Annotated in this window: 27 protein-coding genes and 1 tRNA gene; 18 read left to right on the plus strand and 10 right to left on the minus strand. The window is 71.6% G+C overall.

Going from position 1 to position 26,703, the window contains the following annotated elements; genetic code table 11:
* Nucleotides 1-65 precede the first annotated feature (65 nt).
* Complete coding sequence (locus tag MUE36_11930; GenBank protein ID MCU0311635.1) at nucleotides 66-1,073, minus strand: glycosyltransferase family 77 protein; 1,008 nt, start codon at nucleotides 1,071-1,073, stop codon at nucleotides 66-68.
* Between the two features lie 172 nt (nucleotides 1,074-1,245).
* On the opposite strand from MUE36_11930, the gene MUE36_11935 reads away from it, so the two are divergent.
* The 3 genes from MUE36_11935 to trpA all read left to right on the plus strand — a co-directional run bounded on the left by MUE36_11935 (nucleotide 1,246) and on the right by trpA (nucleotide 4,345).
* Nucleotides 1,246-2,220: an NAD-dependent epimerase/dehydratase family protein gene (locus MUE36_11935; protein ID MCU0311636.1), complete on the plus strand. Its 975-nt coding sequence runs from the start codon at nucleotides 1,246-1,248 to the stop codon at nucleotides 2,218-2,220.
* Between the two features lie 143 nt (nucleotides 2,221-2,363).
* The gene (gene trpB / locus MUE36_11940) at nucleotides 2,364-3,521 is read left to right on the plus strand and encodes a tryptophan synthase subunit beta (protein MCU0311637.1); all 1,158 of its coding nucleotides are present in this window, start codon (nucleotides 2,364-2,366) and stop codon (nucleotides 3,519-3,521) included.
* Nucleotides 3,518-4,345, plus strand: coding sequence for a tryptophan synthase subunit alpha (trpA, locus tag MUE36_11945; protein MCU0311638.1), 828 nt, complete (start codon nucleotides 3,518-3,520; stop codon nucleotides 4,343-4,345). Before trpB ends, trpA begins: the two co-directional genes overlap by 4 nt.
* Nucleotides 4,346-4,350: 5 nt before the next feature.
* Here the strand turns inward: trpA and MUE36_11950 are convergent, their stop codons facing one another.
* A complete protein-coding gene (locus MUE36_11950) occupies nucleotides 4,351-5,496 on the minus strand; it encodes an acyl-CoA dehydrogenase family protein (protein MCU0311639.1) in 1,146 nt (381 codons plus the stop codon).
* A gap of 81 nt (nucleotides 5,497-5,577) precedes the next feature.
* Here MUE36_11950 and MUE36_11955 point away from each other — a divergent pair, with 81 nt between their 5' ends.
* The 4 genes from MUE36_11955 (at nucleotide 5,578) to fabZ (ending at nucleotide 7,408) form a co-directional block, all read left to right on the plus strand.
* The gene (locus tag MUE36_11955) at nucleotides 5,578-6,000 is read left to right on the plus strand and encodes a globin (GenBank protein ID MCU0311640.1); all 423 of its coding nucleotides are present in this window, start codon (nucleotides 5,578-5,580) and stop codon (nucleotides 5,998-6,000) included.
* 118 nt (nucleotides 6,001-6,118) lie between these two features.
* Entirely contained in the window at nucleotides 6,119-6,406 is a 288-nt protein-coding gene (locus MUE36_11960; GenBank protein MCU0311641.1) for an HU family DNA-binding protein, read from the plus strand.
* A gap of 115 nt (nucleotides 6,407-6,521) precedes the next feature.
* Nucleotides 6,522-6,989 carry a thioredoxin-dependent thiol peroxidase gene (bcp, locus tag MUE36_11965; GenBank protein MCU0311642.1) on the plus strand — a complete coding sequence of 156 codons (468 nt, stop codon included), beginning with the start codon at nucleotides 6,522-6,524 and terminating at the stop codon, nucleotides 6,987-6,989.
* Entirely contained in the window at nucleotides 6,986-7,408 is a 423-nt protein-coding gene (gene fabZ, locus MUE36_11970) for a 3-hydroxyacyl-ACP dehydratase FabZ (protein ID MCU0311643.1), read from the plus strand. The genes bcp and fabZ overlap by 4 nt, the downstream gene beginning before the upstream one ends.
* A 28-nt stretch (nucleotides 7,409-7,436) precedes the next feature.
* On the opposite strand, the gene MUE36_11975 is transcribed toward fabZ, so the two are convergent.
* The 7 genes from MUE36_11975 to MUE36_12005 all read right to left on the minus strand — a co-directional run bounded on the left by MUE36_11975 (nucleotide 7,437) and on the right by MUE36_12005 (nucleotide 12,177).
* Complete coding sequence (locus MUE36_11975) at nucleotides 7,437-8,618, minus strand: beta-ketoacyl-ACP synthase II (protein ID MCU0311644.1); 1,182 nt, start codon at nucleotides 8,616-8,618, stop codon at nucleotides 7,437-7,439.
* Nucleotides 8,618-8,854, minus strand: coding sequence for an acyl carrier protein (gene acpP / locus MUE36_11980; GenBank protein ID MCU0311645.1), 237 nt, complete (start codon nucleotides 8,852-8,854; stop codon nucleotides 8,618-8,620). Before acpP ends, MUE36_11975 begins: the two co-directional genes overlap by 1 nt.
* 78 nt (nucleotides 8,855-8,932) lie before the next feature.
* Complete coding sequence (fabG, locus tag MUE36_11985; protein ID MCU0311646.1) at nucleotides 8,933-9,649, minus strand: 3-oxoacyl-ACP reductase FabG; 717 nt, start codon at nucleotides 9,647-9,649, stop codon at nucleotides 8,933-8,935.
* Nucleotides 9,646-10,626 carry a ketoacyl-ACP synthase III gene (locus MUE36_11990; protein MCU0311647.1) on the minus strand — a complete coding sequence of 327 codons (981 nt, stop codon included), beginning with the start codon at nucleotides 10,624-10,626 and terminating at the stop codon, nucleotides 9,646-9,648. Before MUE36_11990 ends, fabG begins: the two co-directional genes overlap by 4 nt.
* On the minus strand, nucleotides 10,623-11,798 hold the full coding sequence (gene fabD, locus MUE36_11995) for an ACP S-malonyltransferase (GenBank protein ID MCU0311648.1): 1,176 nt from the start codon (nucleotides 11,796-11,798) through the stop codon (nucleotides 10,623-10,625). The genes MUE36_11990 and fabD overlap by 4 nt, the downstream gene beginning before the upstream one ends.
* Nucleotides 11,799-11,928: 130 nt before the next feature.
* Nucleotides 11,929-12,081, minus strand: a complete 153-nt coding sequence (locus MUE36_12000) for a hypothetical protein (GenBank protein MCU0311649.1) — start codon at nucleotides 12,079-12,081, stop codon at nucleotides 11,929-11,931.
* A gap of 12 nt (nucleotides 12,082-12,093) precedes the next feature.
* Nucleotides 12,094-12,177 (minus strand) — tRNA-Leu (locus MUE36_12005).
* 85 nt (nucleotides 12,178-12,262) lie between these two features.
* On the opposite strand from MUE36_12005, the gene MUE36_12010 reads away from it, so the two are divergent.
* The 11 genes from MUE36_12010 (at nucleotide 12,263) to MUE36_12060 (ending at nucleotide 26,432) form a co-directional block, all read left to right on the plus strand.
* Nucleotides 12,263-12,556 carry a hypothetical protein gene (locus tag MUE36_12010; protein MCU0311650.1) on the plus strand — a complete coding sequence of 98 codons (294 nt, stop codon included), beginning with the start codon at nucleotides 12,263-12,265 and terminating at the stop codon, nucleotides 12,554-12,556.
* 73 nt (nucleotides 12,557-12,629) lie between these two features.
* Nucleotides 12,630-13,214, plus strand: coding sequence for a response regulator (locus tag MUE36_12015; GenBank protein ID MCU0311651.1), 585 nt, complete (start codon nucleotides 12,630-12,632; stop codon nucleotides 13,212-13,214).
* Nucleotides 13,215-13,224: 10 nt separating this feature from the next.
* Nucleotides 13,225-15,918 carry a DNA polymerase I gene (gene polA / locus MUE36_12020; protein ID MCU0311652.1) on the plus strand — a complete coding sequence of 898 codons (2,694 nt, stop codon included), beginning with the start codon at nucleotides 13,225-13,227 and terminating at the stop codon, nucleotides 15,916-15,918.
* A complete protein-coding gene (locus MUE36_12025) occupies nucleotides 15,915-16,745 on the plus strand; it encodes a class I SAM-dependent methyltransferase (protein ID MCU0311653.1) in 831 nt (276 codons plus the stop codon). The genes polA and MUE36_12025 overlap by 4 nt, the downstream gene beginning before the upstream one ends.
* 139 nt (nucleotides 16,746-16,884) lie before the next feature.
* A complete protein-coding gene (rpsA, locus tag MUE36_12030; GenBank protein MCU0311654.1) occupies nucleotides 16,885-18,324 on the plus strand; it encodes a 30S ribosomal protein S1 in 1,440 nt (479 codons plus the stop codon).
* A 283-nt stretch (nucleotides 18,325-18,607) separates the two neighbouring features.
* Nucleotides 18,608-19,423, plus strand: a complete 816-nt coding sequence (gene cpaB / locus MUE36_12035; GenBank protein ID MCU0311655.1) for a Flp pilus assembly protein CpaB — start codon at nucleotides 18,608-18,610, stop codon at nucleotides 19,421-19,423.
* A 12-nt stretch (nucleotides 19,424-19,435) separates the two neighbouring features.
* Entirely contained in the window at nucleotides 19,436-20,668 is a 1,233-nt protein-coding gene (locus MUE36_12040) for a P-loop NTPase (GenBank protein ID MCU0311656.1), read from the plus strand.
* A 40-nt stretch (nucleotides 20,669-20,708) separates the two neighbouring features.
* Nucleotides 20,709-22,064 carry a CpaF family protein gene (locus MUE36_12045; protein ID MCU0311657.1) on the plus strand — a complete coding sequence of 452 codons (1,356 nt, stop codon included), beginning with the start codon at nucleotides 20,709-20,711 and terminating at the stop codon, nucleotides 22,062-22,064.
* Between the two features lie 10 nt (nucleotides 22,065-22,074).
* Nucleotides 22,075-24,072 carry a type II secretion system F family protein gene (locus tag MUE36_12050; protein ID MCU0311658.1) on the plus strand — a complete coding sequence of 666 codons (1,998 nt, stop codon included), beginning with the start codon at nucleotides 22,075-22,077 and terminating at the stop codon, nucleotides 24,070-24,072.
* 7 nt (nucleotides 24,073-24,079) lie between these two features.
* Nucleotides 24,080-25,000, plus strand: a complete 921-nt coding sequence (locus MUE36_12055) for a type II secretion system F family protein (GenBank protein MCU0311659.1) — start codon at nucleotides 24,080-24,082, stop codon at nucleotides 24,998-25,000.
* Nucleotides 24,984-26,432 (plus strand): hypothetical protein, encoded by a 1,449-nt coding sequence (locus MUE36_12060; GenBank protein ID MCU0311660.1) that lies wholly within the window; start codon nucleotides 24,984-24,986, stop codon nucleotides 26,430-26,432. The genes MUE36_12055 and MUE36_12060 overlap by 17 nt, the downstream gene beginning before the upstream one ends.
* A gap of 97 nt (nucleotides 26,433-26,529) precedes the next feature.
* On the opposite strand, the gene MUE36_12065 is transcribed toward MUE36_12060, so the two are convergent.
* Complete coding sequence (locus MUE36_12065) at nucleotides 26,530-26,703, minus strand: hypothetical protein (GenBank protein ID MCU0311661.1); 174 nt, start codon at nucleotides 26,701-26,703, stop codon at nucleotides 26,530-26,532.

Raw genomic sequence — 26,703 nt, forward strand, 5'->3', positions numbered from 1 at the left:
CCGACGGGTCGTCTCCGGATCGTACATCGGCACGTTCCTGGGCTGGAGTGGGCCGAGCCGACCGATCATGGCAGGCCGAATCGCTCGATCTTCGCGAGCTTCTCCGCGGGGTCGCGTGTCCACGAGTAGTGGATCACCACGCCGTCGGACCGCCACCGGTGCGCCGCCGGACTCAGGCCGTCCACCAGGTCGAAGAGGTGGCCGTTGAGGTACTCCGACTCGGGGAGCACCTGCACCCGCACCTGGTTGTAGGCATGGAATCGTTCGAGGACCCGATTCAGCACGAGCTGCTCGCTGCCGAGGTGCACGATCGAGGCGGCGTTGCCCACCACCGTCGCCCACAGGCTGCGGGTGGCGTCACCGGCCCGCACGTGCACGAATCCCGAGTTCACGTGCAGCGGTGCGAAGTGCGGATTGGGACCGTCGTGCATGACGAGCACGTCGGCATCCGTCTCGCGCCCGGCCAGATCGGCGATGGGGTCGCGGAGCCAGATCAGGTCGACATCCTGGAAGAGCACGACCTGTGCCACGTGCAGGGCGTCCCACGTGGCCACCGATTTCCAGGGCACCAGGCGCGAGAAGCGGGCGTCGTTCCAACCGACGACCGAGCCCAGCCGGTCGCAATCCTCGACGTTGGCGGCCACCGACGTCAGGCCGAGCTGGCGGCAGCGCCGATCGGTATCGAGATCGAGGGCGACGATGACGGTGCGGGACCGCACCTCGATCGATCTCTCGTCACAGGAGGACAACCAGCGCTCGAGGAACGGCAGGAACGGGGCGTTGCAGACCGACACGACCAACGTCCGAGGGTGATCGAGGGCCGCCACCGCCTGGTGCCACGCGTCCGCCCGTCGGGGGCCGTCGACGTTCAGCATGTCGACGAACATCTGCCGTGTCTCGTCGATGCCGAGGGGACGGGGGTCGGGCAGGAGACCGAGCTCCGCGTCCAGGATGCGGACCAGGTTCGGGTTGACGGCCGCCTCCTGCGCCACCGAGGGCGCGTGCATGGCCATTCCCGCCATCGTCACCCGGTCGTCGAGCCCCACGACCCACGGCCAACGGACATCGTCCACCCGTCGACGGTACCGGTCGGGAGTTCGGCCTCGTTGCCGTGGCCGCCCGGCGTCGCCATGACGCCCTCGCCCGAGCCGGTCGAACAGGCAGGCCTCCCCGGCTGTCGCCGTCACGGGACGAGAGCTGGGGCCGAGGACGAGCCGTACGACCATGGGATACGGTCGCCGGCTTGTGAAGGTTCTTGTCGCCGGTGCCGGCGGGTTCATCGGTGGTCACCTCGTGGCGTCGCTGCTGGCCGACGGCGTCGACGTGCGTGCAGTCGACCGCAAGCCCCGGGTCGAGTGGCTCCAGTGCTTCGCCGACGCCGAGAACGTGACGGTCGACCTCGACAGCGCGTCGACGTCGGCTGCGGCCGTGGCCGGGTGCGACCGGGTGTTCAACCTGGCGTGCGACATGGGAGGGATGGGCTTCATCGAGCTGAACAAGGCCCTCTGCATGCGGTCGGTGCTCACCAACACCCACCTCATCGCCGCCGCCGTGGACGCTGAGGTCGACCGCTACTTCTTTGCGTCGACCGCCTGTGTGTATCCCCAGAGCCGGCAGGACACCACCGCTCCGGTCGCTCTCTGCGAAGACGATGCGTACCCGGCCGATCCCGAGGACGGCTACGGGTGGGAGAAGCTGTTCAGCGAACGGATGTGCCGACACCACGCGGAGGACTTCGGCTTGGACGTGCGCATCGCCCGTTTCCACAGTGTCTACGGACCGCACTGCACCTGGCAGGGCGGGCGGGAGAAGGTCCCGGCCGCGATCTGCCGGAAGGTGGCCGAGGCCGCCGCCGACGGCGTGGACGAGATCGAGGTGTGGGGCGACGGCGAGCAGCGCCGCAGCTTCCTCTACGTCGACGACGCCATCGTCGGGGTGCGTCGCCTGATGGACTCCGAGGTGTCGGATCCGATCAACATCGGGTCCGCGGAGATGGTGAGCATCAACGACCTGATCGATACGGTGAGTGCGGTGGCCGGTGTCGCACTCGCCCGTCGCCACGATCTCTCGGCCCCCCAGGGGGTCCGCGGTCGATCGAGTGACAACACGATGGTGCGCGAACGACTCGGCTGGGAGCCGACCACGACCCTGCGGGAGGGCATCGAGCCCACGTACCGGTGGGTCGCCGCGCAGCTGGGGACCGGGACCGTCGAGCCGTAGCCGATCGGTCTGCTCGGGTGGGGAGCAGGGCTGACCCGCGCCGACCCAACCGTCCTTTCCGAGTTCCCCCTCCCGTCCGGGGCGACCTACCCTCCGCGAGTCCGTCCCGTCCCCGTCGTCGCCCACCACCGAGGTGCGTTCCCATGGCCCTGTCCGAACCCTCTGCGAGCGGGCGCTTCGGCGAGTTCGGCGGGCGATTCGTACCCGAGACGCTGGTGCCGGCCTGTGAGGAGCTGGAGCGGGCCTTCCGCTCGGCGTGGGGGGACCCGGCGTTCCGCGGCGAGCTCGACGGCCTCCTGGCCGACTACGCCGGCCGCCCGTCCCCGCTCACCGAGTGCACCCGCCTCTCCGAGGAGCTCGGCGTGCGCGTCCTGCTGAAGCGCGAGGACCTCAACCACACCGGCAGCCACAAGATCAACAACGTGCTCGGCCAGGCCCTGCTCGCCCGGCGCATGGGCAAGACCCGCCTCGTCGCCGAGACCGGGGCAGGCCAGCACGGCGTCGCCACCGCCACCGCGGCAGCCCTGCTGGGCATGGAGTGCATGGTCTACATGGGTGAGGTCGACATGGGCCGCCAGCAGCTCAACGTCTTTCGCATGCGCCTCCTCGGCGCCGAGGTCGTCCCGGCCGTGTCGGGCAGCCGGACCCTCAAGGACGCCGTCAACGAGGCCATGCGGGACTGGGTGGCCACCGTGGCCACGAGCCACTACTGCCTCGGTTCGGTGATGGGCCCGCACCCCTACCCGTGGATGGTCCGGGAGTTCCACACCGTGATCGGCACCGAGGCCCGGGCGCAGTGCGCGGAGCTCCTCGACGGTGGTGTCCCCGACGTGGTGACCGCGTGCGTGGGCGGCGGCTCCAACGCCATCGGCATCTTCTCGGGCTTCGCCGACACCGACGCCGAGCTCGTGGGCGTCGAACCGGCCGGCGGCGCGGCCGTCGGGCGGGGCGTGCCCGGCGTGGTGCACGGGATGAAGAGCTACCTCATGCAGGACGAGTTCGGGCAGGTGCAGGAGGCGCACTCCATCTCCGCCGGGCTCGACTACCCCGGGGTCGGGCCGGAGCACTCGTTCCTCTCCTCGATCGGCCGGGCCCGCTACGAGCAGGTCACCGACGCCGAGGTGATCGACGCCTTCCAGCTGCTGAGCCGCACCGAGGGCATCATCCCGGCGCTCGAACCCGCGCACGCGCTGGCCTGGATCAGCCGCGACCGGGCCGCCCTCGCCGGGCGCACCGTGTTGTTGAACCTCTCGGGGCGAGGCGACAAGGACGTCGGCCAGATGATGGAGATCCTCGGTTGACCACCGAGGGCTCCGAGGCCGCCCCCGGGGTCCCGGTCGCACCGCAGGAGTGGGGCACCCTCGAGCGGGCGCTGCGGGCGGCCCGCGACACCGGGCGCAAGCTGCTCGTCCCGTACGTCACCGGTGGGTTGGGCGACGACTGGCCCGACGTGGTGCGCGCCGTCGCCGACGCCGGCGCCGACGCCATCGAGATCGGGGTGCCCTTCTCCGACCCGGTGATGGACGGACCCGTCATCCAGGCCGCCAGCGAGCGGGCGTTGGCCTCCGGTGCCACGCCGCCCTCGATCCTCGACCGCCTCCGCCACATCGACGCGGGCGTCCCGATGGTGGTGATGACCTACTACAACGTCGCCTTCCGGGCCGGGCACCACCGGTTCGCAGCGTCGCTGGCCGCCGCCGGGGTCAGCGCGGCGATCCTCCCCGACCTCCCCCTCGAGGAATCCGGCCCGTGGGCCGCCGCCGCCGACGCCGCCGGCGTCGAGACGGTGATGCTCGCCGCACCCACCGCTCCCGACGCTCGGCTGCCCCGTATCGCCGCCCGCAGCCGGGGCTTCGTCTACGCCGTCGGCCTCCTCGGGGTCACCGGGGAGCGCGACGAGCTCGCCGCCTCGGCGCTCGACATCGCCGGGCGGGTGAAGGCGGTGACCGACAAGCCGGTGCTGGTGGGTGTCGGGGTCTCCAACGCCGCCCAGGCGGTCGAGGTGAGCGAGGTGGCCGACGGCGCGGTGATCGGCTCGGCGCTGATGCGGCGGATCCTCGACGGCGAGGGACCGGCCGGCGCGGGCGCCTTCATCGCCGGGGTCCGGGCCGCCCTCGACGGCTGAGGGCCTCAGCCCAGCCCGAGGGCCCGGGCGATGACCAGGCGCTGGATCTCGCTGGTGCCCTCGCCGATCTCGAGGATCTTGGCGTCCCGGTAGAACCGGGCCACCGGGGTCTCGTCGATGAAGCCGTAGCCCCCGAAGACCTGCGTGGCGATCCGGGTGGCGCTCACCGCCGCCTCGGTGGCGTGCAGCTTGGCGACGGCCGCCTCGCGTGCGAAGGGGCGGCCCTGGTCGCGGAGCCAGGCGGCGCGGTAGGTGAGCAGCCGGGACGTGTCGGCCATCACGGCCAGGTCGGCGCACTGGAACGAGACGCCCTGGTTGGCCCCGATCGGCCGGCCGAACGCCTGGCGCTGGCCCGCGTAGCGGGTGGCGTGCTCGAGGCAGGCCTGTACGACGCCGGTGGCGAGGGCGGCGATGGCGACGCGGCCCTCGTCGAGGATCTCCAGGAACTGGTGGAAGCCCCGGCCCCGTTCGCCGAGGAGGTTCCCGGCGGGCACCCGGCAGTCCGTGAACGTGAGGCCGTGGGTGTCCGAGGCGTGCCATCCCATCTTGCGGTAGGGCGGTTGCACCTCGAACCCGGGGGTCCCGGCAGGGACGATGATCGTGCTGATCTCCGACGGGCCGGTGCGGGCGGTGACGGTGACGAGCGAGGTGATCGGCGTGCCGGAGTTCGTGATGAACGCCTTCTCACCGTTGATCACCCACTCGTCGGTCGTCTCGTCGAGCACCGCGGTGGTGCGGGTGCCGCCGGCGTCGGATCCGGCATCGGGCTCGGTGAGCCCGAACCCGCCGAGGGCCCGCCCGGCGCACAGGTCGGGGAGCCACTCGGCCTTCTGGCGGTCGTCCCCGTAGCGGTGGATCGGGTTGGCCCCCAGGCCCACGCCGGCCTCCAGCGTGATGGCCATCGACTGGTCGACGCGGGCGACCTCCTCGATGGCCACGCACAGCGTCACGAGGTCGGCACCCCCGCCGCCGTGCTCGGTCGGGAACGGGAGTCCGAACAGGCCCAGATCGCCCATGGCCAGGACCGTGTCGACGGGGAAGACGTGGTCACGGTCCCAGCGCTCGGCGTGGGGGGCGATCTCGGCCTCGGCGAAGTCGCGCACCACCCGCCGGAGCTGCTCCTGTTCGTCGGAGAAGTCGAAGCCCAGCACGCGACGAGGGTAGGCCACCCGCCGCTAGCGTGACCGGGTGGTGGCGACCCGCACATCGGCGGCCCGGCAGGGGCATCGGACGTGACCGGCACGGCCGAGGAGCAACCGCTCTTCGAGCGGGTCGACGGCGAGGCGTTCTTCGTCGGGCTCGTCGATCGCTTCTACACCGGCGTGATGGCCGACCCGGTGCTCGCTCCGCTCTACCCGCCCGACGACGTCGAGGGTGCCAAGGAGCGCCTCGCGGGCTTTCTCGTGCAGTTCTGGGGCGGCCCGACCACCTACAGCGACCGCCGTGGGCACCCCCGGTTGCGCATGCGGCACGCTCCGTTCGTCATCGGACCCGCCCAGCGCGACGCCTGGTTCCGTCACATGGCCACCGCGGTCGGCGGGGCCGTCGAGGCGGGCGAGCTCTCGACGGACGACGAGGCCCGGATGCTGGCGTACTTCCACCGGGCCGCCGAGCACATGGTGAACCAGCCCCCGGACCCTGTCCCTCGGGCGTGAAATCCACCACCCCGGCGGAGAATGGCACCATGCTGTGCACGACAAGGGTGATGCCGTCGCCCGAACCGCCCGCCCGTGGTCGACACGCAGTGCCTCCCCGGGCCTACAGGAGGATCCAATGACGAAGTCCGAGCTCATCGCCGAGATCGCCGAGCGCACCGGCGTTGCCAAGGCCGATGTCGAGAAGTCTCTCAAGGCGTTCGAGGAGGTCGCCAACGAGGTCGTCGCCAAGGGCACCGAGAAGCTGACCCTTCCGGGGTTCCTCAGCTTCGAGCAGACCACCCGCTCCGCCCGCACCGGTCGCAACCCCCAGACCGGCGAGACCATCCAGGTGCCGGCCAGCAAGGCCGCCAAGGTCACCGCCGGGTCGAAGCTCAAGGCCACCGCCAAGGCCGCCAAGATGTGAGCCGGCGGCCCTCCGGGGTCGCCGTCGTCGAGCATGGCCGAAGGGAGCGTCGTCCGACGCTCCCTTCGGCGCGTCCGGGCCGGCGTGTCGGACCTCCCCCGCTAGATTCGGCGCCATGACCGCATCCGAGACCCTCGCCGTCGGCGCCAAGGCCCCGTTGTTCGCCCTCCTCGACCAGAACGGCGACAAGGTGCGGCTCAGCTCGTTCAAGGGCCGCAAGGTGCTCGTGTACTTCTACCCGAAGGCCGACACGCCCGGCTGCACCACCCAGTCGTGCGGCCTGCGCGACATCCTCGGTGACATCGGCGACACCGTCGTGCTCGGGATCAGCCCCGACCTGCCCGCCAAGCAGAAGAAGTTCGACGACAAGTACTCCCTCGGCTTCCCGCTCCTGTCCGATGCCGACCACACCGTCGCCGAGGCGTACGGCGCGTGGGGGGAGAAGAGCATGTACGGCAAGAAGTACATGGGGATCGTCCGTTCGGCGTTCCTCGTCGACGAGAAGGGCCGGATCGCCGAGGCCTGGCCGAAGATCAGCCCCAAGGACACCCCGACGAAGCTCCTCGCGGCGCTCGGGGCGTGACCGCACTGCGCCCGCCGGCGGAGGTCCTCCCGCACCGGCCACCGTTCCTGCTGCTCGACGAGGTCACCGAGCTCGCCGTCGGCCGGTCCGCCGTCGGGCGTTGGGCCCTCACCGGGGAGGAGAGCTTCTTCGCCGGTCACTTCCCGGGCCGGCCCACGCTGCCGGGGGTGCTGATGCTCGAGTCGATCGCCCAGCTCGGCGCCTACGCGGTCCTCTCCGACCCGGCGTTCGCCGGACGGCTACCGCTCTTCGGTGGGGTCGACAAGGCCCGCTTCCGACGCCAGGTCGGCCCGGGCGACGTGCTCGTCGTGGAGATCGAGCTGGGTCGGATGTCGGCGCGCGCCGGGAAGGGCCACGGGCGGGCGCACGTCGCGGGGGAGACGGCCTGCGAGGCCGATCTGCTGTTCGTGTTCGCCTGACGCGCCGTCCCGCTGCCCCGGTCGGGGCTCAGGCGTCGGGCGGGCCGAGGACGATGCACCCGTTGTGGCCGCCGAAGCCGAAGCTGTTCGACAACGTCGGGCCCGGGGTCCACGGTCGGGCCTCGCCGACCACGAGGTCGATCGGGGCCATCTCCGGGTCGGGGTGCTCGAAGCCCGCGGTGGGCGGGATGAGGCCCTTCTGGATCGAGAGCACCGTCGCCACCGCCTCGAGCGCTCCGGCGGCCCCGAGCGAGTGGCCGGTGATCCCCTTCAGCGAGGTCACCGCGGGCCCCGGCGTGCCGAACACCTTGGCGATGGCCTCGGCCTCGGCGGCGTCGTTGAGCGGGGTCGACGTGCCGTGGGCGTTGATCTGGGTGATCTGCTCGGGACGCAGGCCGGCGTCGGCGAGTGCCAGCTCGATGCAGGCGATGGCTCCGGCGCCGCCCGGGGAGGGGGCGGTGATGTGGTGGGCGTCGGCCGTGGAGGCGGCGCCGAGGACCTCGGCGAGGATGGTCGCACCGCGGGCCCGGGCCGTCTCCCACTCCTCGAGCACCAGCACGCCGGCGCCCTCGGCCATCACGAACCCGTCACGGTCACGATCGAACGGTCGGGACACCCCGCTGGCCGACATCGCCGTCATGTTCGTGAAGCCGGCGATGCAGGTGGCGGTCATCGTGGATTCGGAGCTGCCCGTCACGACGGCATCGCAGCGGCCGTACGCGATGAGCCGATAGGCGTTGCCGATGGCCTGGGTGCCGGCGGCGCACGCGGTGCAGGTGTTCTCGCAGGGGCCCTGGTAGCCGTAGCGCATGGACACCGCAGCCGACGCGGCGTTCGCCATGAGCATCGGCACCATGAACGGGCTGACCCGCCGCGGTCCCTTGTGCTCGTGGACGAGCACCTGCTCCTCGAGGGTGGTGAGCCCCCCGATGCCGGTGCCGATCCACGTGCCGATGCGCAGCGGGTCGGCGGCGAGGTCGCCGGACTGCGCGAGGGCCTCGGCGGCGGCGGCCAGCGCGAACTGGGCGAAGCGGTCGGTGCGGCGGGCCTCCTTCGGGTTGTCGAAGGCGACGTCCATCGGATCGAAGTCGACGACGTGGCGGAGGCCGACGGGTGCCGGGCCGAGGAGGCCCTCCCAGAAGGCCTCGGCGCCGATGCCACAGGGGCTGACGACGCCGACGCCGGTGACGGCGACGCGGCGCTCGGCCATCAGGTCTTCGAGGTGATCAGCGCGAAGGCCTGACCGACCGTCTCGATGTCCTCGAGCTCGGATTCGTCGACGGTGACGTCGAACTCCTCCTCGAGGGCCATGACCAGCTCGACCAGGTCGAGGCTGTCGGCGTCGAGGTCGTCGCCGAACTTCGCCTCCATGGTGACCTGCTCGGGGGTCACGTTGAGAAGGTCGACTGCGCACTTGCGGAAGCGCTCGAAGGGATCGTCACTCACGGGTTGCTCCTTGTCGGGTCGGCACGACGGTAGCCGTGCCGGGGGTCGGGATCGGGCCGAGTCGGGGGACGGCGAGGATCACGTGGCCCCCATGCCGAGGCCCCCGTCGACGGGGAGGACGGCGCCGGTTATGTAGCCGGCGTCGTCGGAGGCGAGGAAGGCCACTGCGGCGGCGACCTCGCCGGGCTCGGCGAGGCGACCGAGGGGCACTGCATCGGCGATGGCGGCGCGGGTGTCGTCGGCGACCGCCGCGAACATGTCGGTGGCGACGGGCCCGGGGGCGACGACGTTCACGGTGATCGAACGGGATGCGAACTCGCGGGCCAGGGAGCGGGCCAGGCCGACGAGGCCGGCCTTGGACGCCGCGTAGTTGGCCTGTCCGGCCTGGCCCGTGCTGCCCACCACGGACCCGACGAAGACGATGCGCCCGAAGCGGGCCCGCATCATCTTGGCGACGGCGCGCTTCGCCACCCTGAACCCACCGGTCAGGTTGGCGTCGAGCACTGCGGTGAAGTCCTGCTCGCCCATGCGCAGCACCAGCATGTCGGCGGTCATCCCGGCGTTCGAAACGAGGATCTCCACGGTTCCCCACGTCTCCTCGACGCGGCTGAACGCCGCGTCGACCTGCTCGGTGTCGGTGACGTCGCAGGGCAGGCAGAGCCAGTCGTCGGGGATGTCGCCCGGCAGCTCGGAGCGGTGCGTGATCGCCACCCGATGGCCCGCGGCGGCGAGCGCCTCGGCGCAGGCGCGGCCGATGCCCTTGTTGCCGCCGGTGACCAGCGCGACCCGGCTCATGTTCCGCGGCGCCGATCGGCGGGATCGGGCCAGCGCAGCACCGCCGACGCCCAGCTCATCCCGGCCCCGAAGCCGATCATGAGCACGAGGTCGCCGGGCCGGACCCGTCCGCCGTCGAGGGCGTCGACGAGGGCGAGGGGGATCGACGCCGAGGAGGTGTTGCCGGTGGAGTGCAGCACCATGGCCACCTTGTCCGTGGAGATGTCGAGGCGCTGGCAGGCGGCCTCGATGATCCGGACGTTCGCCTGGTGGGGCACGACCAGGGCGATGTCGTCGGCCGTCACGCCGGCGGCGTCCATCGACGCCTTCGCCGACGCGACCATCACCGTGACGGCCTGGCGGAAGACCTCCCGGCCGTTCATCTGCATGAACCCGCCGATGGGCGCGTCGAGGAGCTCGCGGAGCGACCCGTCGGAGCCGAGGTCGAAGGAGAGGAGCTGGTCGCCCGCCTCGGTCGCCTCGATCACCACCGCGCCTGCGCCGTCTCCGAAGAGGATCGCGGTGTTCCGGTCGTCCTGGTCGGTGATCCGACTCATCGTCTCGGCCCCGATGAGCAGCACCCGCCGCATCCCCATGGCGATGAGCCCGTGGGCGTGGACGAGGCCGTAGACGAAGCCGGAGCAGGCGGCGTTGAGGTCGCTCGCCCCGCCCCGGATCCCCAGCTCGTCCTCCACCTGGGAGGCGGTGGACGGCACCTGGTAATCGGGGGTGCAGGTGGCCAGGAGCAGGTAGTCGATGTCGGCGCCCGTGAGGCCGGCCGCGTCCAGGGCCTGCCGGCCGGCGTCTGCGGCGAGCGCCGCCGTGGTGCTCCCGTGGCGGCGCTCCTTGATGCCGGTGCGCTCGGTGATCCACTCGTCGGTGGTGTCGAGCCGCGCCTCGTAGTCCTGGTTGGTGACCACCAGGTCGGGCAGTGCGGTCCCCCAGGCGACGATGGCCGCTCCCGTCGCGCGCCGGTGGGTGGTGCCCGGATCCGTCACGATGCTCGCAACCAGGCGATCGGCTGGCTGGCGGTGACGCGCTCGCCGTCGACGGCCAGCATGCCCATGACGACCCCCGCGAAGGGCGAGCGGACCTCCTCGGCGCCCACGGTGCCGAGGACGGAGCCGGGGACGACCTCGGTGCCGGTGGCGGCGTCGTCGGCCGGGGTGAAGACCCCGGCGGCGGGGCTGACCACGATCCGCTCGGTGGCGAAGAGGTGCTCGCCCTCGTGGACCCCGGCGCCGGCGGCGCTCGGCACGGCGAGCGTGGAGAGGAGCTTGTCGAGGTCGTCGGGAGTGGAGACCGACAGGGTGGTGGCCCCCTGCACGGTTCTCTTGGCCATGCCGGTGAGCACGTTGCCCGGACCGAGCTCGACGTACACCGTGGCGCCGTCGTCGGCGAGGTGGAGGAGCGACTGGCGCCACCGGACCGGGCTGCACAGCTGCGCGCCCAACAGGGTCGCCCAGTCGGCGGGATCGGGGTGGGCCCGGGCGTCGACGTTGGCGTAGACCCCGATGTCGGGTGACCGGAGCTCGACGGCGGCGATCGCCTTGCGCAGGCGGTCGCGGGCCGAGGCCATGAACGGGGTGTGGAACGCCCCGCTCACGGCCATCGGCATGACCTTCTTGGCGCCCAGTGCGCGGGCTTCCTCGGCGACGTCCTCGACGGCCTCGGGGCTCCCGGCGACGACGACCTGTCCGGGAGCGTTGTAGTTCGCCACCCAGACGTCGCCATCGACCCGGGCGCAGGCGATCTCGACGTCGTCGTCGTCGAGGCCGAGCACGGCGGCCATGGTGCCGGTCCGGTCGGTCGCGGCGGCGCGCATCGCCGCACCCCGCTCGGCGACGAGGCGCACGCCCTCCTCGAGGGAGAGCGCCCCGCAGGCGACCAGGGCGGTGTACTCGCCGAGGCTGTGGCCGGCGGTGGCCGCCGGCTCGACGCCCACCCGCTCCACGGCGTCGAGCACGACGAGGCTCGTGACGAAGGTGGCGAGCTGGGCGTTGTCGGTCTCCTTCAGCTCGTCGGCCTCGGCCTGGAGCAGCAGGCGGGCCACGTCGCGATCGAGGACCGAGGAGGCCTCGTCGACGATCTCCCACGACGGGTGGTCGCGCCACGGCTCACCCATGGCGGGCTTCTGGGAGCCCTGTCCGGGGAAGGTGAAGACGATCATCGGTGGCTGGGGACCTCCCGGCGAGGGGGACGGTGCGCTCGGAGCGACGGGGCGTGGGTGTGACCGCCGCCGCGGTCGGGACGTTTCATCGGCGGCGAGGTGGACCGGGGGCGCCCCGCGGGGTGGCGGGTCATCGGGCGTCCCTCCCGCCGTAGACGGCGGTGAAGGACGCGTGGTTGTGCTCCATGATCCGACGTCGCACCGCGGCGACGGCGACGACGAGGACGATGGCGACGGCGGCGGAGGCGAGCCCCCGGACCCCCGGTCGCCGTGGAGCGGACATGGTCGACATGAGTGCGGCGGGAGGGATTCGAACCCTCAAGCCCTTGCGGGCAGCGGGGTTTGAGCCCGCCCTGTATGCCGGTTCCAGCACCGCCGCGTGCGATGAGGAGCAGGCTCACGGTAGCGCCGGTCACGTGGGGGTCTCCGGCTACCGATCGGTAACCGCCGTAGACTCCTCGACGATGAGCAGGGCCATGGTCGAGAGACGCCTGTCCGACGTCGCCGTGAAGCTGAAGGAACTGCGTCGCGAGCTGTCGGTGAGCGACGAGCAGCTGGCCCACCTGGCCGACGAGGCCGACGACGCCCGGCTCAGGTCGCTCGTGTCGGAGACCCCGCTGGCCGAGCGCGAGCACCGTGAGGCCTCCCGGCACGCCGAGGCGATGGGGCGCCACCGGGCCGATGTCGTCGCCGACATCGCCCGGCTCGAGCGCCTCCAGGACGAGCTGCTCGACAAGCTCCTCGACGCCGGTTCCTGATCGCCGCTCCCCGATCGGGACACCGCGCCCGCGCCCGGGGGGCGGGCGCGGTGGGTCCGGTAGCCTCGCCCGAGTGTCGACCAGAGTCGTGATCGCGGAGGACGAGGCCATCATCCGCCTCGACCTGAAGGAGACCCTCCTCGAGGAGGGCTACGAGGTGGTCGGCGAGACGGGGCGTGGCGACGAGGCCGTCGAGCTCGTCAAGGCCCACTCGCCCGACATCGCCATCCTCGACATCAAGATGCCGGGTCTCGACGGGCTGTCGGCCGCCCGGGAGATCGCCGGCGAACGCCGGGCGGCGGTGCTCGTCCTGACCGCGTTCAGCCAGCGCGACCTCGTCGAGCAGGCCCGCGACGCCGGGGCGCTCGCCTACCTCGTCAAGCCGTTCCAGCGCAGCGAGCTCGTCCCCGCCATCGAGGTGGCGATCGGGCGCTTCCGGGAGATGAAGGCGCTCGCCGAGCAGGCCCAGAGCCTCGAGGAGCAGCTCGAGACCCGCAAGGTCGTCGACCGGGCCAAGGGGATGCTGATGGACGGCCACGGCCTCTCCGAGGCCGACGCCTTCGGCTTCGTCCAGCGCACGGCGATGCAGCAGCGCCTCACCATGAAGGCCGTGAGCGAGCGCATCATCGCCGGTGAGCTGGCCCCGCCCTCGTCGTGAGGCGCGACCGATGACCACGTTGATGCTGATCGACGGGAACTCGCTCGCCTACCGCGCCTTCTTCGCCCTGCCCACCGACCTGGCCACCGCGTCGGGCCAGGTCACCAACGCGGTCTTCGGCTTCACGTCGATGCTCGTCAACCTGGTGCGCGACCACCGGCCCGACCATCTCGCGGTGGCCTTCGACCGACCCGAGCCGACGTTCCGCCACGAGGCGCTCGCGTCCTACAAGGCCAACCGCACAGAAGCCCCGGACATCCTGCGCCAGCAGCTCGGCCTGGTGCGCCAGGTCGTCGAGGTCCTCCACGTCCCGGTGCTCGAGGCGCCCGGCTACGAGGCCGACGACATCATCGCCACCCTCGCCACCCAGGCCCGTGACCGCGGTGACGACGTCCTCGTCGTCACGGGGGACCGCGACAGCTACCAACTCGTCGAGGACCCCCACGTTCGGGTGCTCTACAACCGCCGCGGTGTCTCCGACTACGCGCTCTACGACGAGGCGGGCATCCTCGAGCGGACCGGCGTGCCGCCCACGAGCTACCTCGAGTACGCGGCCCTGCGCGGCGACCCGTCCGACAACCTCCCGGGGGTGCCCGGAGTGGGGGAGAAGACCGCCGCGAAGCTCATCACCACCTATGGCGGCATCGACGGGATCTTCGAGCACCTCGACGAGCTGACCCCGAAGCTGCGCGAGAACCTCGGCGCGGCCGAGGCGGCGGTGCGCGGCAACGCCGTCGTCATGGAGCTCGTGCGTGACGTCCCTCTCGACGTGGAGCTCGACGAGCTGGGCTTCGGCGACTACGACCTCGACGAAGTCCGCCAGCTCTTCGACTTCCTCGAGTTCCGCACCCTCTACGACCGCCTCCTCGAGGCGCTCGCCGCGACGGGCGCCGCCGTCCCGGCGGCCGGCGGACCCGGGCTCGCCGTCGTCGAGGCGGAGCGCAGCGACCTGTCGACCGTCGACGACGCGGTCGGCGTGCTCCGGGCCCTCTCCGACGGCGACGGGCTGCTCGCCGTGGCCGCGTCGTGGGTGGGCCAGGAGGGCCGCTCGCCGCTCGAGGGCCTGGCGCTGGTGACCGACGCCACGACGGCCGACGTGGCCTGGATCTCGGCCGCCACGCTGGCTGCCCCGGAGGTCCGGGCGGCGCTCGCCGACCTCGTGGTCGACGGGGGTCGCCCGGTCGCCGCCCACGGCGCCAAGGCGCTCGTGCGCAGCCTCCACGAGCTCGGCGTCGACCTGCGCAGCCTCGCCCTCGACACCATGATCGCCGCCTACCTCCTCGATCCGGCCGAGGCGCGCTACGCGCTGGGCGAGCTGCTCGAGCGCTACGCGCAGGCCCAGCTCCCCGAGGAGGTCGCCGAGCTCGACGGGCGGCTCGACTTCGGCGGCGACGCGGAATCCGACGGGCAGGTCGCCGCCCGTCACGCCCTCGCGGTCGCGACGCTCGCTCCGCCTCTGCTCGACGCGCTCGACAGCCGGGGCCTGCGGGCGCTGCTCGACGACATCGAGATGCCGCTCGTCCGGGTCCTCGCCCGGATGGAGATCGTCGGCGTCGGCGTCGACGTCGACGAGCTGCGCCGTCTCAGCGAGGAGTTGGGCGCCGAGTGCGAGCGCCTTCGGGTCGAGATCTGCGCCGATGCCGGTGAGGAGTTCAACGTGAACTCCACCGTCAAGCTCCGCGAGATCCTCTTCGACCGGCTGGGCCTGACCCCCCAGAAGAAGACCAAGACGGGGTACTCGACCGACGCCGCCACCCTCGAGAAGCTGCGCGGCGAGCACCCGATCGTGGAGCACCTGCTCGCCTATCGCGAGGTCGAGAAGCTCCGCTCGACCTACGGCGAGGCGTTGTTGGCCGAGGTCGGCCCGGACGGGCGGATCCACGCCACGTTCAACCAGACGGTGGCCCGCACGGGTCGTCTCAGCTCCGACGCCCCGAACCTGCACAACATCCCGGTGAGGACCGAGATCGGCCGGTCGTTCCGCAAGGCGTTCGTGCCCGCTGAGGGCTTCCGGTTCCTCGTCGCCGACTACAACCAGATCGAGCTGCGCTGCATCGCCCACCTGGCCGAGGACCCCGGGCTGATCGAGGCCTTCGAGTCGGGCCGCGACATCCACACCGCGACGGCCGCCGAGGTCTTCGGCGTGGACTCCGCGGCGGTCACCTCCGAGCAGCGCGCCAAGGCCAAGATGGTGAGCTACGGGTTGGCGTACGGGATGGAGGCCTACGGCCTGGGGCAGCGCCTCGGCATCCCCACGGGGGAGGCGCAGACGATCCTGGACGCCTACTTCGTCGCCTTTCCGTCGGTGCAGGCCTACATGGACCGCACGGTGGAGGAGGCTCGTGAGCGGGGCTACACCGAGACGCTGTTCGGGCGGCGGCGTCAGATCCCCGAGCTCTCCTCGTCGAACTTCCGGATCCGCCAGGCCGGGGAGCGCCAGGCGATGAACGCCGGGATCCAGGGTCTCGCCGCCGACATCTTCAAGGTGGCTCTCGTCCGCCTCGACCGGGCGCTCGCCGAGCTGGGCGGCGAGAGCCGGCTCATCCTCCAGGTGCACGACGAGGTGATCGTCGAGGTGAGGCCGGTCGAGCTCGAGCAGGTGACCTCGGCCGTGGTCGAGGCGATGTCGGGCGCCTTCTCGTTGCGGGTCCCGCTCGAGGTGAACCTCAGCGTGGGCGACTCGTGGGCGGAGGCCAAGGGATGAGCTCCCCCGACGACCCGGTGGTGCACTGGTTCGAGGAGGTCGCCGACCACCTCGGCGAGGCCTATCTGCGGTATTCGTTCACGAAGGGGACCGAGAACGAGGTGGCCTTCCTCGTCGAGGAGCTGGGTCTGGCGCGGGGCGATCGTGTCCTCGACGTCGGGTGCGGACCCGGCCGCCACGCCCATGCGCTGGGGCGACGGGGCATCGAGGTCGTCGGGGTCGACGTGTCCGAGCGGTTCCTGGCCATCGCCCGCGACGGGGCTCCCGACGGGGTGACCTTCGTGCGCGCCGACGCCCGCCGGCTCACCTACGACGCCGAGTTCGACGCGGTGATCTCCCTCTGCCAGGGGGCCTTCGGCCTCGCCGGCGGGGGGCCGGGCACCGCGGTGGCCGCCGACGTGGCCGACGGGCTGGTGCCGGGCATCGCCCCCGGGGCCGGGCCCGGCGCCCGGGCGGGCGATCCCGACGTCTCGGTGCTCGACGGGATGGCCCGGGCGCTGCGCCCGGGCGGGCGCCTCGCGTTGTCGGCGTTCTCGGCGTACTTCCAGGTGCGGTACCTCGAGCACACCGACAGCTTCGACGTCGCCGCCGGGGTCAACCACGAGCACACCACCGTCCGCTCGCCCGACGGCGTGGAGGCCGCGGCCGAGCTCTGGACCACGTGCTTCACCCCGAGGGAGCTGCGGTTGATGGCGGTGCGGTCCGGTCTGCGGGTCCGTGACCTCTGGTCGGTGACGCCCGGCGACTACGCGAGGCGGGACCCGGATCTGGACCATCCCGAGTTCCTCATGGTCGCGGTGACCGGAGCGAGCCGGCCGCCCACCTGAGGTCGCGCCCCGGTCGATGGGGTGCCGGCGGGGTCGGGTTGCTACCCTTTGCGGCTGACGTGCGCGCCCGCGCACGCCTCGTCCCGCCCGGTGGGTCACCCTGCCGGGCTCGAGTCCCGTGTCCGAAGAGAGCCCTACCTTGTCCGAGCAGGTCGACGCCGTCACCCACGACGACGCCACTCCCGAGTCCACCGCCCGCACCGCCACCCTGACCGTCGACGCACCGACGGGCATGGGGAGCTTCGACGACGAGGGTCGCTACGTCCCCCGTCAGGTGGTCGAGGACGACCTCGCCGGTCTCTCGCTCGACGAGGCCTACACGGCCTCGATGGTCCAGGTCGAGGACGGGCAGATCGTGGAGGGCACCGTCGTCAAGGTCGATCGCGACGAGGTGCTGCTCGACATCGGCTACAAGTCCGAGGGCGTCATCCCGTCACGGGAGCTGTCGATCCGCAACGACGTCGATCCCGCCGAGATCGTCGCCCTGGGCGACCAGATCGAGGCCCTCGTCCTCCAGAAGGAGGACAAGGAGGGCCGTCTCGTCCTGTCCAAGAAGCGGGCCCAGTACGAGCGGGCCTGGGGGACGATCGAGCGCATCAAGGAAGAGGAAGGCGTCGTCGAGGGCCCGGTCATCGAGGTGGTCAAGGGCGGCCTCATCCTCGACATCGGGCTGCGCGGCTTCCTCCCGGCGTCGCTCGTCGAGCTGCGTCGGGTGCGCGACCTCGCCCCCTACGTGGGTCGCCGGCTCGAGGCCAAGATCATCGAGCTCGACAAGAACCGCAACAACGTCGTGCTGTCCCGACGGGCATGGCTCGAGGAGACCCAGAAGGAGCAGCGCGAGGACTTCCTCGCCAACCTCAAGCCCGGCGAGGTGCGTCGCGGCACCGTCTCGTCGGTCGTGAACTTCGGGGCGTTCGTCGACCTCGGCGGGATGGACGGCCTCGTCCACGTCTCCGAGCTCTCCTGGAAGCACGTCGACCACCCCGGCTCGGTGGTGGCCGTCGGCGACGAGATCGACGTGCAGGTCCTCGAGGTCGACCTCGACCGTGAGCGCATCAGCCTGTCGCTGAAGGCCACGCAGCAGGACCCGTGGCAGGAGTTCGCCTCCAACCACCAGGTGGGCGAGCTGGTCTACGGACGGGTCACCAAGCTCGTCCCCTTCGGCGCCTTCGTGCAGGTGGGCGACGGCATCGAGGGCCTGGTGCACATCTCCGAGATGTCGGCGCACCACGTCGACCTCCCGGAGCAGGTCGTGACCCCCGGCGAGGAGCTGTGGGTGAAGATCATCGACCTCGACCTCCAGCGGCGCCGCATCAGCCTGTCCATCAAGCAGGCCGCCGAGGGCGGCATCGTGGCCGCCGAGTACCAGGAGCACTTCGGCGAGCACGCCTACGACGACGAGGGCAACTACATCGGCTTCTCGGCCGAGGTCGAGTCGAGCGAGGGCCAGGAGGCGTGGGCGGAGTACTACGCCGAGCACGGTGGTCCGGAGGCGTCCGACGACACGGCGACCCCCGACCCGGCCGAGGCGACCACGGACGACGGCGGCGTCGACGCCGAGGGTGAAGAGCAAGCCTGACGTCCGCGGCGCCACGATGTCGTCGCCGTCAGCATCACGACGCTCACGGACCGATTCCGAGTTGCCCCGTCGCGCCCTCGCACGCCGGGCGGACCGCGATCGCCAGGGGGCTCCGGGCGGGGCGAGATCCACGAACCGCTAAGTCCGGGGGTGAGAACGGCCGAAAGAGGAAAGGCGTGATCGGCGGTCGTCGGTCGCACCCAACCCCGGGCGCCGCTTCCCAGCGCCGACCGGGGCGCTCGAACCCCCGTCAGGTGGCGGGTCCCCGGAGAAGAGGACGTACGTGAGCTCGCGCAGAACCCTGATCCTGATCGGCGCCATCGTTCTCGGTGTGATCGCCGCACTCCTGCTCTTCAACTACGTCCGCGGCATCGAGGACCGAGCCAACGACAACGCCCGCCGCGTCGACGTCTTCGTCGCCAAGCAGGACATCGCCCGGGGCACCCCTGGCGAGACGGCGGCCAGCGAGGGCGCCATCGACCGGGCCAAGATCCCCCAGGAGTTCCGGCCGGCGAGCGCCATCACCACCACCGACGAGCTCCAGCGCAAGGTGGCCCTCTTCGCTATCCCGGCCAACGCGACCATCGTCCAGGGCATGTTCGTCGACCCGGCCCAGACCCAGATCAGCTTCCGGGCCCGCCTCCGCAACCCCCAGCACGTCGCCGTCTCGATCTCGACCGACCAGGTCCGCGGCGTCGGCGGCTTCCTCGTGCCCGGCGACGAGGTGAACCTCATGGTGTTCAGCGACGTGCAGGACCCGAGCACCAGCCCGACCGCCGCAGCCAGCGCCCTCCCGACCGTCGGGCGCTACCTCTACCAGAAGGTGCAGGTGCTCGCCGTGGGCGAGAACACGCTGCTCGCCCCCGGTGAGACGGCCCCGGAGGAGGAGACCACCAACAACGGCATCATCACCTTCAACGTCCCGGCGGTGGCGGCACAATGGATCGCGGCCGCCCAGGAGAACGGTGGGATCTACCTCAGCCTCGTGGGCCCGGACTACACCCCCGAGGCGCTGCCCGCCCCCGACCCGAACGCGCCGCTGCCGGGTGAGGATCCCGCGCAGATCACCCCCTATGGTCCGACCGGCAACGAAGAATAGGCAGGACATCACGTGACACGGCCCTTCTCCGGCGAACCAGGTGACGGCCTCCCGAGCCCGGGAGCGCCCGCCGCCGGCGGGGGCGCGCCCCGGATCGGCGTCGCCGTCATCGACAACGATCAGGCCACCCGCTCCCGGCTCGCCATGCAGCTCGGCAACGGCACGGTGGCCTTCGGCTCCATCGCCGAGCTGGGCTCGTCGTTGACCGGCGCGCCCGTGGTGGCGGTCCTGGGCCCGTCGTTCGCCGCCAACGAGGAGCTCGTGTCCGCCGAGCAGCTGCTCGCCGCCCGCCGCGAGGTCGGCGCCATCATGGTCACCGACGAGCTGTCCACCGAGCTGCTCCAGCGGGCGCTGCGCGCCGGGGTGAAGGACGTCCTCCAGGCCCCTGTCGACAGCACCCAGTTCGATGCCGCGGTGCAGCGGGTCGCCAACGGGCTCGTCGCCGCGCCGGTGTCCTCGGCGAGCGCCGGTGCCGAGGTGCTCGGCGACGGCGAGCTGGGTCGGGTCATCATGGTCTTCTCGACCAAGGGCGGGTCGGGGAAGTCGGTCATCGCCTCCAACCTCGCCGTGCTGCTGGCCGAGCGGAGCGAGAAGCCGGTCGTCCTGGTCGACGCCGACCTGCAGTTCGGCGACGTGGCGGTGATGCTCAAGCTGGCCCCGCAGCACACCATCGTCGACGCGGTGAGCGCGCTCGACCGGCTCGACTCCCAGTTCCTCCACCAGTTGCTCACCGAGCACCAGCCCGAGAACCTCCTCGTGCTCCCCGCACCCCTCGAGCCGGCCTTCGCCGACCAGATCGGGGCCACCGAGATGGTGGGGATCGTCGAGACGCTGCGCACGTTCGCCGGGTTCGTCGTGATCGACACCCCCGCCTACTTCAACGACGTCGTGCTCGGCCTCATCGAGGTCAGCGACGACGTCCTGCTCGTGGCGGGCATGGACATCCCGAACATCAAGAACGTCAAGATCGGCCTCCAGACGCTCCGCCTCCTCAACACCCCGATGGAGAAGCTCCGGCTCATCCTCAACCGGGCGAATTCGAAGGTGCGACTCGACGTCTCCGAGGTCGAGCGAACCCTCGGGGTGCAGGCCGACGCCCTCATCCCGAGCGACATCGTGGTCCCCCAGTCCGTCAACCGGGGCGAGCCCGTCGTGACCGCGGCTCCCAAGTCGGGCGTCACCAAGGCGTTCGAGCAGCTGGCCGATCTCTTCATCCCCACCCCGGCGAAGAAGCGGCGCAAGTGACCGCCCCCGCTCCACGCCCGCGTCACACGAGGTAGGCGACATGTCCCTGTACAAGCGACTCCACGACGTCCAGGCCGCACCCGCCTCGGGCAGCAACCGCCGAGACCCGGTGCTCGACGAGCTGCGCCAGCGGATCCACCACAACCTGATCGACGACCTCGGGCCGATCATCTACGACAAGCGACTCTCCGAGGACGACCTGCGCAAGCGGGTCAACGAGCAGCTCCACGCCGCCCTGGCCCAGGAGCGGGCGCCGCTGTCGGCGGCCGACAAGGCCCAGCTCATCCAGGACGTCTCCGACGACATCCTCGGCTACGGCCCGATCGACCGGCTCCTGAAGGACGACGACATCACCGAGGTGATGGTCAACGGCCCCGAGGCCGTCTACGTCGAGCGCAACGGCAAGATCGAGCTCTCCTCGGCGACGTTCGTCGACGAGGTCCACCTCCGCCGCATCATCGACAAGATCGTCGGCGAGATCGGCCGTCGCGTCGACGAGTCGAACCCCCTCTGCGACGCCCGCCTCCCCGACGGCTCCCGTGTCAACGCCGTGGTGCACCCCCTCGCCATCGGCGGGCCGTTCCTCACCATCCGGAAGTTCTCCCGCGAGAAGCTCCAGATCGACGACCTCATCCGCTACGGCACGCTCAACGCCCACGCCGCCCGCTTCCTGCAGGCCTGCGTCGTCGGTCGGCTCAACGTGATGGTCTCCGGCGGCACCGGGACGGGGAAGACGACGACGCTGAACGTGCTCTCGTCGTTCATCCCCGAGACGGAGCGGATCGTCACCGTCGAGGACGCGAAGGAGCTCCAGCTCCACCAGGACCACGTCCTCTCGCTCGAGGCACGGCCGTCCAACATCGAGGGGCGCGGCGAGGTCACGATCCGCGACCTCGTGAAGAACTGCCTCCGCATGCGGCCCGACCGGATCGTGGTGGGGGAGTGCCGCAGCGGCGAGGCCCTCGACATGCTCCAGGCGATGAACACCGGCCACGACGGCTCGTTGACCACCGTGCACTCGAACAGCCCCCGCGACACCCTCGCCCGCCTCGAGACCCTGGTGCTCATGGCCGGGTTCGACCTGCCCGTCCGCGCCATCCGGGAGCAGGTGGCTTCGGCACTCGACCTGATCGTCCACCTCAGCCGTCTCCGCGACGGCACCCGGCGGATCACCCACGTCACCGAGGTCCAGGGCATGGAAGGCGACGTCATCACCCTCCAGGACATCTTCCTGTTCGACTTCGGCATGGGGGTCGACGAGCAGGGCCGGTTCAAGGGCCACCTCAAGGCGACCGGCGTGCGTCCCAAGTTCGCCGAGAAGCTCGCCGACCTCGGGATCCGCCTCGGCCAGGAGGTCTTCCAGCCGGAAGCCTTCGCCCGCCGGGCGTCGGTCTGAGGTGATGGACGTGACCGCGACCCCGTCGTCCGCCCGACGTCTCGTCGTGCCGCTCGCCACGGTGGTGGCGGTCCTCGTCGCCGTGTCGGCGATCGCGCTGCCCAGCGGCCGGGTCGGCGCCCAGTCGTCGTCCACGCTGGTGCTGCGTGCCGTCGACACCGTCGAGCCGGCGTCGTCGAGCCTCCAGTTCCTCTGGACCGGATCGCCGGCGGACGCCGCCGACGCCACCCTCACCGAGAACGGCTCCGCGATCGAGACCGACGCCGCTCGCCCGCTGCCGACCTCCACGCCGATGTCGATCGCGTTGGTCTTCGACACGTCCGAGGCGATGGACTCCAGCGGTGCGCTCATCGAGGCGAAGGAGGCGGCCAAGGAGTGGATCGAGGGCCGGGAGGGCGCGCAGGTCGGCGCGCAGGCGTTCGCCGTCTACGTCGCGGCGGACACCGGGGTCCAGTTGCAGGGGTACACGACCGACACCGAGCGTCTCGTCGAGACCATCGACCGCATCGCCCCCCCGGCGACCGAGGAGGCCCGCGGCGAGGCCGCCGTGTGGTCGGCGATCGCCCAGGCCGCCCAGAGCCTCGAGGACCGGCCCGGGAGCCAGCCCAGCATCGTGGTCATGACGGGCACGAACGACTCGGTGACCGGATCGACCACCCGCGCCGTGGCCCGGGGAGCCGTCAGGTCGTCGGGTGCCGCCGTCTTCGCGGCCGAGCTCCTCGGCGCCGGCCTCGACCCGGGGTCGCTCGACGCCCTGGTCCGGTCGAGCGGGGGACTCGTGTTCAGCACCGACCAGGGTGGCGAGTTCGGCACCGCGGTCGCCGACATCGGCGAGGCGGTCAGCGCCCAGCAGTACGAGCTGGGCTTCGCGTCCCCCACCGAGCTGGGGTCCGTGGCGGACATGACGCTGCAGGTCGGCGACCAGACGGCCACCGCCTCGGTCGTCGTCGGCTCCGCCGTCCGCGGCACCGACGCCCTCAACCCGACGATCATCCCGGCCAGCGGTGGCGTCGGCTTCCTCCAGGGCAACCTCGGACTGATCCTGCTCGTCGTGGTCGCGCTCCTCGCCGTCGGGCTCCTCGCCTACGGCGTGTTCATGCTGTTCGTCCGCGAGGACCGCCTGGCCGCGGTGCTGAGCCCGTACGAGTCCACCGCGGCGGTCGCCACCCCTGTCGACGACGACGGCGGCGACTCGGCACTGGCCCGTACCGCGATCATGCAACGGGCGGTGGCCATCACCGAACAGGTCGCCACCGACCGGGGCGTGCTGGTCCGCGCCGAGAACGCGCTCGAGCGGGCCAACCTGCCGCTGCGCGCCGGCGAGGCGCTGTTGTTCTACGTGCTGCTCGTGGTGATCGCCACCGTCCTCGCCCTCGTCGTGAGCGGAAGTCTCCTCCTCGGCCTGATCGTCGGCGTCGTCGCGGCGCTCGTGCCGGTCGGCACGGTGAACTTCCTCGCCGCCCGGCGCCGCAAGCAGTTCATGGCGCTGCTCCCTGACACGCTCACCCTCCTGGCCAGCACGCTGCGAGCCGGCTACTCGCTCATGCAGGGCGTCGAGGCGGTCGCCGAGGAGGTGTCCGAGCCGATGGGCCTCGAGCTGCGGCGGGTGGTCACCGAGGCCCGCCTCGGCCGGCCGCTCGAGGAGGCCCTCGACGGTACCGCCGAGCGCATGGCCAGCCCGGACTTCGCGTGGGCGGTCATGGCCATCCGCATCCAGCGGGAGGTCGGCGGCAACCTCTCCGAGCTGTTGATGACGGTCGCCGACACGATGATCGAGCGCGAGCGGCTCCGGCGGGACGTCCAGTCGCTCACCGCCGAGGGCCGGGTGAGCGCCATCGTCCTGGGGCTGCTCCCGGTCGGCCTCGCCGCGGTGATGTTCGTCATCAACCCCGACTACTCCCGCCAGCTCATCGACACCACGCTCGGCAACGTGATGCTGGTCGCGGCCGTGCTCTCGATGCTGGCCGGCTTCCTGTGGATGAAGAAGATCATCGACATCGAGATCTGAGGACGAGATGCTGCTCATCGGACTGTTCCTGCTCGCCGCGGCGATCATCCTGGTCATCTACGTCATCGGCTCCCAGGCCGACGAGAAGGCGGTCGTGCGCTCCTCGCTGCGCCAGCTCCAGGGCTACGAGGTCGAGAACGTCCGCGACCAGGAGCTGCTCGTCCCGCTGCGCGACCGCACGGTCACGCCGGTCCTCGCCGGCCTGACCAGCGTCGGCCGGCGGTTCACCCCGACCGGCTACGTCGACCAGGTCCGCAAGAAGTTCGTCTACGCCGGTGAGCCCCGGGCCGACGCCGTCGACCGGTTCCTCGCAGTGCGGGTGCTCACGGTGGCGTTCATCCCCCTGGCGTTCGCCCTCGTGTACTTCTGGAACCCGTTCGGTCTCGAGGGGCTGCTCCAGTTCGGGGTGTTCGCCCTCCTCACGGCGGCGCTGTTCCTCGGCCCCGACGCCTGGCTGAGCCGGAAGGTCGACGCCCGCCAGCTGGAGCTGCAGCGCAAGCTGCCCGACGTCCTCGACCTGCTCACCATCTCGGTGGAGGCCGGTCTGGGCTTCGAGCAGGCCCTCGACCGCACGATCGCCGCCGTCCCGGGCGCGCTGTCCGAGGAGTTCGCCCGGATGCTGGGCGAGGTGCGCGCCGGTGCCAGTCGCGCCGACGCCCTGCGGGCGCTCGACACCCGCACGAACGTCCCCGAGGTGAGGTCGTTCGTGCTGGCCATCCTCCAGGCCGACACCTTCGGTGTGTCCATCGGGCGGGTGCTGCGGGCCCAGGCCGACGAGATGCGGGTGAAGCGGCGCCAGCTGGCCCAGGAGCGCGCCCAGAAGGCCCCGGTGAAGATGCTGATCCCGATGGTGTTCTGCATCTTCCCGGCGCTGTTCGTCGTGGTCATCGGCCCGGCGATCATCAACATCCGTGAAGCCTTCTCCTGAGGCGGGGCCGGCGGACGCTTCCGACGGCCCCGTCGCCGCGCCTCGGCGGTCGGGTGGGCGGGGCCCCTCGCTGGCCACGGTCGTCGGTGCCGTCCTCGCGCTGTGGGGGGCCTACATCGGCTCGGCGGCGCTGTCGGACAACAGCTTCCTCACGCACCTCGCCACCGGCCGCCTGATCCTGCGCGACGGCGCCATCCCCCGTGTCGATCCCTACACGTTCACCGCCGGCGGTGAGCCCTGGGTGGTGCAGAGCTGGTTGGCGTCGCTCGGCTACGCCGCCGTCGAGCGCGCCGGAGGCATCGACGGGGTCCGCCTGCTCCTCACCGCGGTGACCGTCGCCCTCGTGGTGATCGTCTGGATGCTCACCCGACCGACGGACGGCCTCGTCGCCCGGTTCGCGGTGGCGGCATCGGCGGTGGCGGTGGGGGCGGCCACGTGGGGCCCTCGACCGCTGATGTTCGGGCTGCTGCTCCTCGCGCTGACCCTCCTGGTCGTGGAGCGCCGGATCACCCCCTACGTGCTCGTCGTCGTCTTCTGGTGCTGGGTCAACGTGCACGGCTCGTTCCCGCTCGGGTTGGCCGCCCTTGCCGCCCTCGCCGTGGGTGCACGGCTCGACGGCATTCGTCGTCCCGACGAGCTCCGCTACCTGCTCTGGGCGGCGGTGGGGACGGCGGCGGGTGCCCTCAACCCGCTGGGGCCGACGTTGCTGGTGTTCCCGGCCCGCCTCCTCGATCGACAGGACCTGTTCTCGTACGTGATCGAGTGGCAGTCGCCCGACTTCTCGGGCGCGTCGGGGCGGGTCTTCCTGGTGCAGCTGGTCGCCGGGATCGTGCTCCTCGTCCGGGTGCCCCGATGGCGCACGGCGGTCCCGTTGGTGCTCTTCACCGTGGCGGCGTTGGTGGCGTCGCGCAACATCGCCGTCGCCTCGCTCGTCCTCGTGCCCGGGATGGCCATCGGCGCCCGGGGGCTGGGGTCGCTCACCGGTGCGGTCCGCACCCGGGTGACCGCCGTCCTCTTCGCCATCGTCTGCGTCGCCGGCGCGGCCGTCACGGCGTCGGCCCTGCGGGAACCCGCCTATGACCTCGAGGCGTTCCCGGTCGACGCGGTCGCCTGGATGGGCGACAACGGCCTCCTCGGTCCCGGCCAGCGGCGCATGGTGCCCGATGTCGCCGGCAACTACCTCGAGCTCGTGCTCGGCGAGGACGCGGGGGTCTCCCAGGACGACCGGGTCGACATGTTCCCCCGCGGCGTGGTCGAGGACTACGTGACGCTCCTGCGGGGCCGCCCGGCCTGGGCCGACGTGCTGGCCCGCTGGGACCCCGACAGCGTGCTGTGGCGCCGGACGGACCCGCTGGCCTCGCTCCTCCTCGACGACCCCGCCTACCGCCTCGGCTACGCCGACGACGAGTGGGTCGTGTTCGTCCGGCGGTGAGCCCGGAACGAGCCGGGGCCGGGACGCGCCGAGGCCGGGACGCGCAACGAGCCGGGGCCCGAGGGCTCCGGCTCGTTGTCGGTTGGTGCTGGTCGGGTCACTTGAAGGCGCTGGCGATCTGACCGCCCGACCCGTCGTAGCTCCCGAAGACACTGTCGCCAAAGAACGCCAGTGCGGTGAGGCACACCACGGCGATCAAGGCGAGCAGCAGTGCGTACTCCACAAGGCTCGCCCCCTCGTCGCTGCGGTCGACATCGGCTCCGCTGGACAT

The sequence above is a fragment of the Acidimicrobiales bacterium genome (assembly GCA_025455885.1).
Classification (GTDB): domain Bacteria; phylum Actinomycetota; class Acidimicrobiia; order Acidimicrobiales; family Acidimicrobilacustridaceae; genus Rhabdothermincola_A.

Coding starts and splice junctions, on each gene's coding strand:
- trpB (MCU0311637.1), top strand. CDS start 2,364: ATGGCCCTGTCCGAACCCTCTGCGAGCGGGCGCTTCGGCGAGTTCGGC.
- MUE36_11960 (MCU0311641.1), top strand. CDS start 6,119: ATGACGAAGTCCGAGCTCATCGCCGAGATCGCCGAGCGCACCGGCGTT.
- bcp (MCU0311642.1), top strand. CDS start 6,522: ATGACCGCATCCGAGACCCTCGCCGTCGGCGCCAAGGCCCCGTTGTTC.
- MUE36_11975 (MCU0311644.1), bottom strand. CDS start 8,618: ATGGCCGAGCGCCGCGTCGCCGTCACCGGCGTCGGCGTCGTCAGCCCC.
- fabG (MCU0311646.1), bottom strand. CDS start 9,649: ATGAGCCGGGTCGCGCTGGTCACCGGCGGCAACAAGGGCATCGGCCGC.
- fabD (MCU0311648.1), bottom strand. CDS start 11,798: ATGATCGTCTTCACCTTCCCCGGACAGGGCTCCCAGAAGCCCGCCATG.
- MUE36_12000 (MCU0311649.1), bottom strand. CDS start 12,081: ATGTCCGCTCCACGGCGACCGGGGGTCCGGGGGCTCGCCTCCGCCGCC.
- MUE36_12010 (MCU0311650.1), top strand. CDS start 12,263: ATGAGCAGGGCCATGGTCGAGAGACGCCTGTCCGACGTCGCCGTGAAG.
- polA (MCU0311652.1), top strand. CDS start 13,225: ATGACCACGTTGATGCTGATCGACGGGAACTCGCTCGCCTACCGCGCC.
- MUE36_12025 (MCU0311653.1), top strand. CDS start 15,915: ATGAGCTCCCCCGACGACCCGGTGGTGCACTGGTTCGAGGAGGTCGCC.
- MUE36_12045 (MCU0311657.1), top strand. CDS start 20,709: ATGTCCCTGTACAAGCGACTCCACGACGTCCAGGCCGCACCCGCCTCG.
- MUE36_12055 (MCU0311659.1), top strand. CDS start 24,080: ATGCTGCTCATCGGACTGTTCCTGCTCGCCGCGGCGATCATCCTGGTC.
- MUE36_12065 (MCU0311661.1), bottom strand. CDS start 26,703: ATGTCCAGCGGAGCCGATGTCGACCGCAGCGACGAGGGGGCGAGCCTT.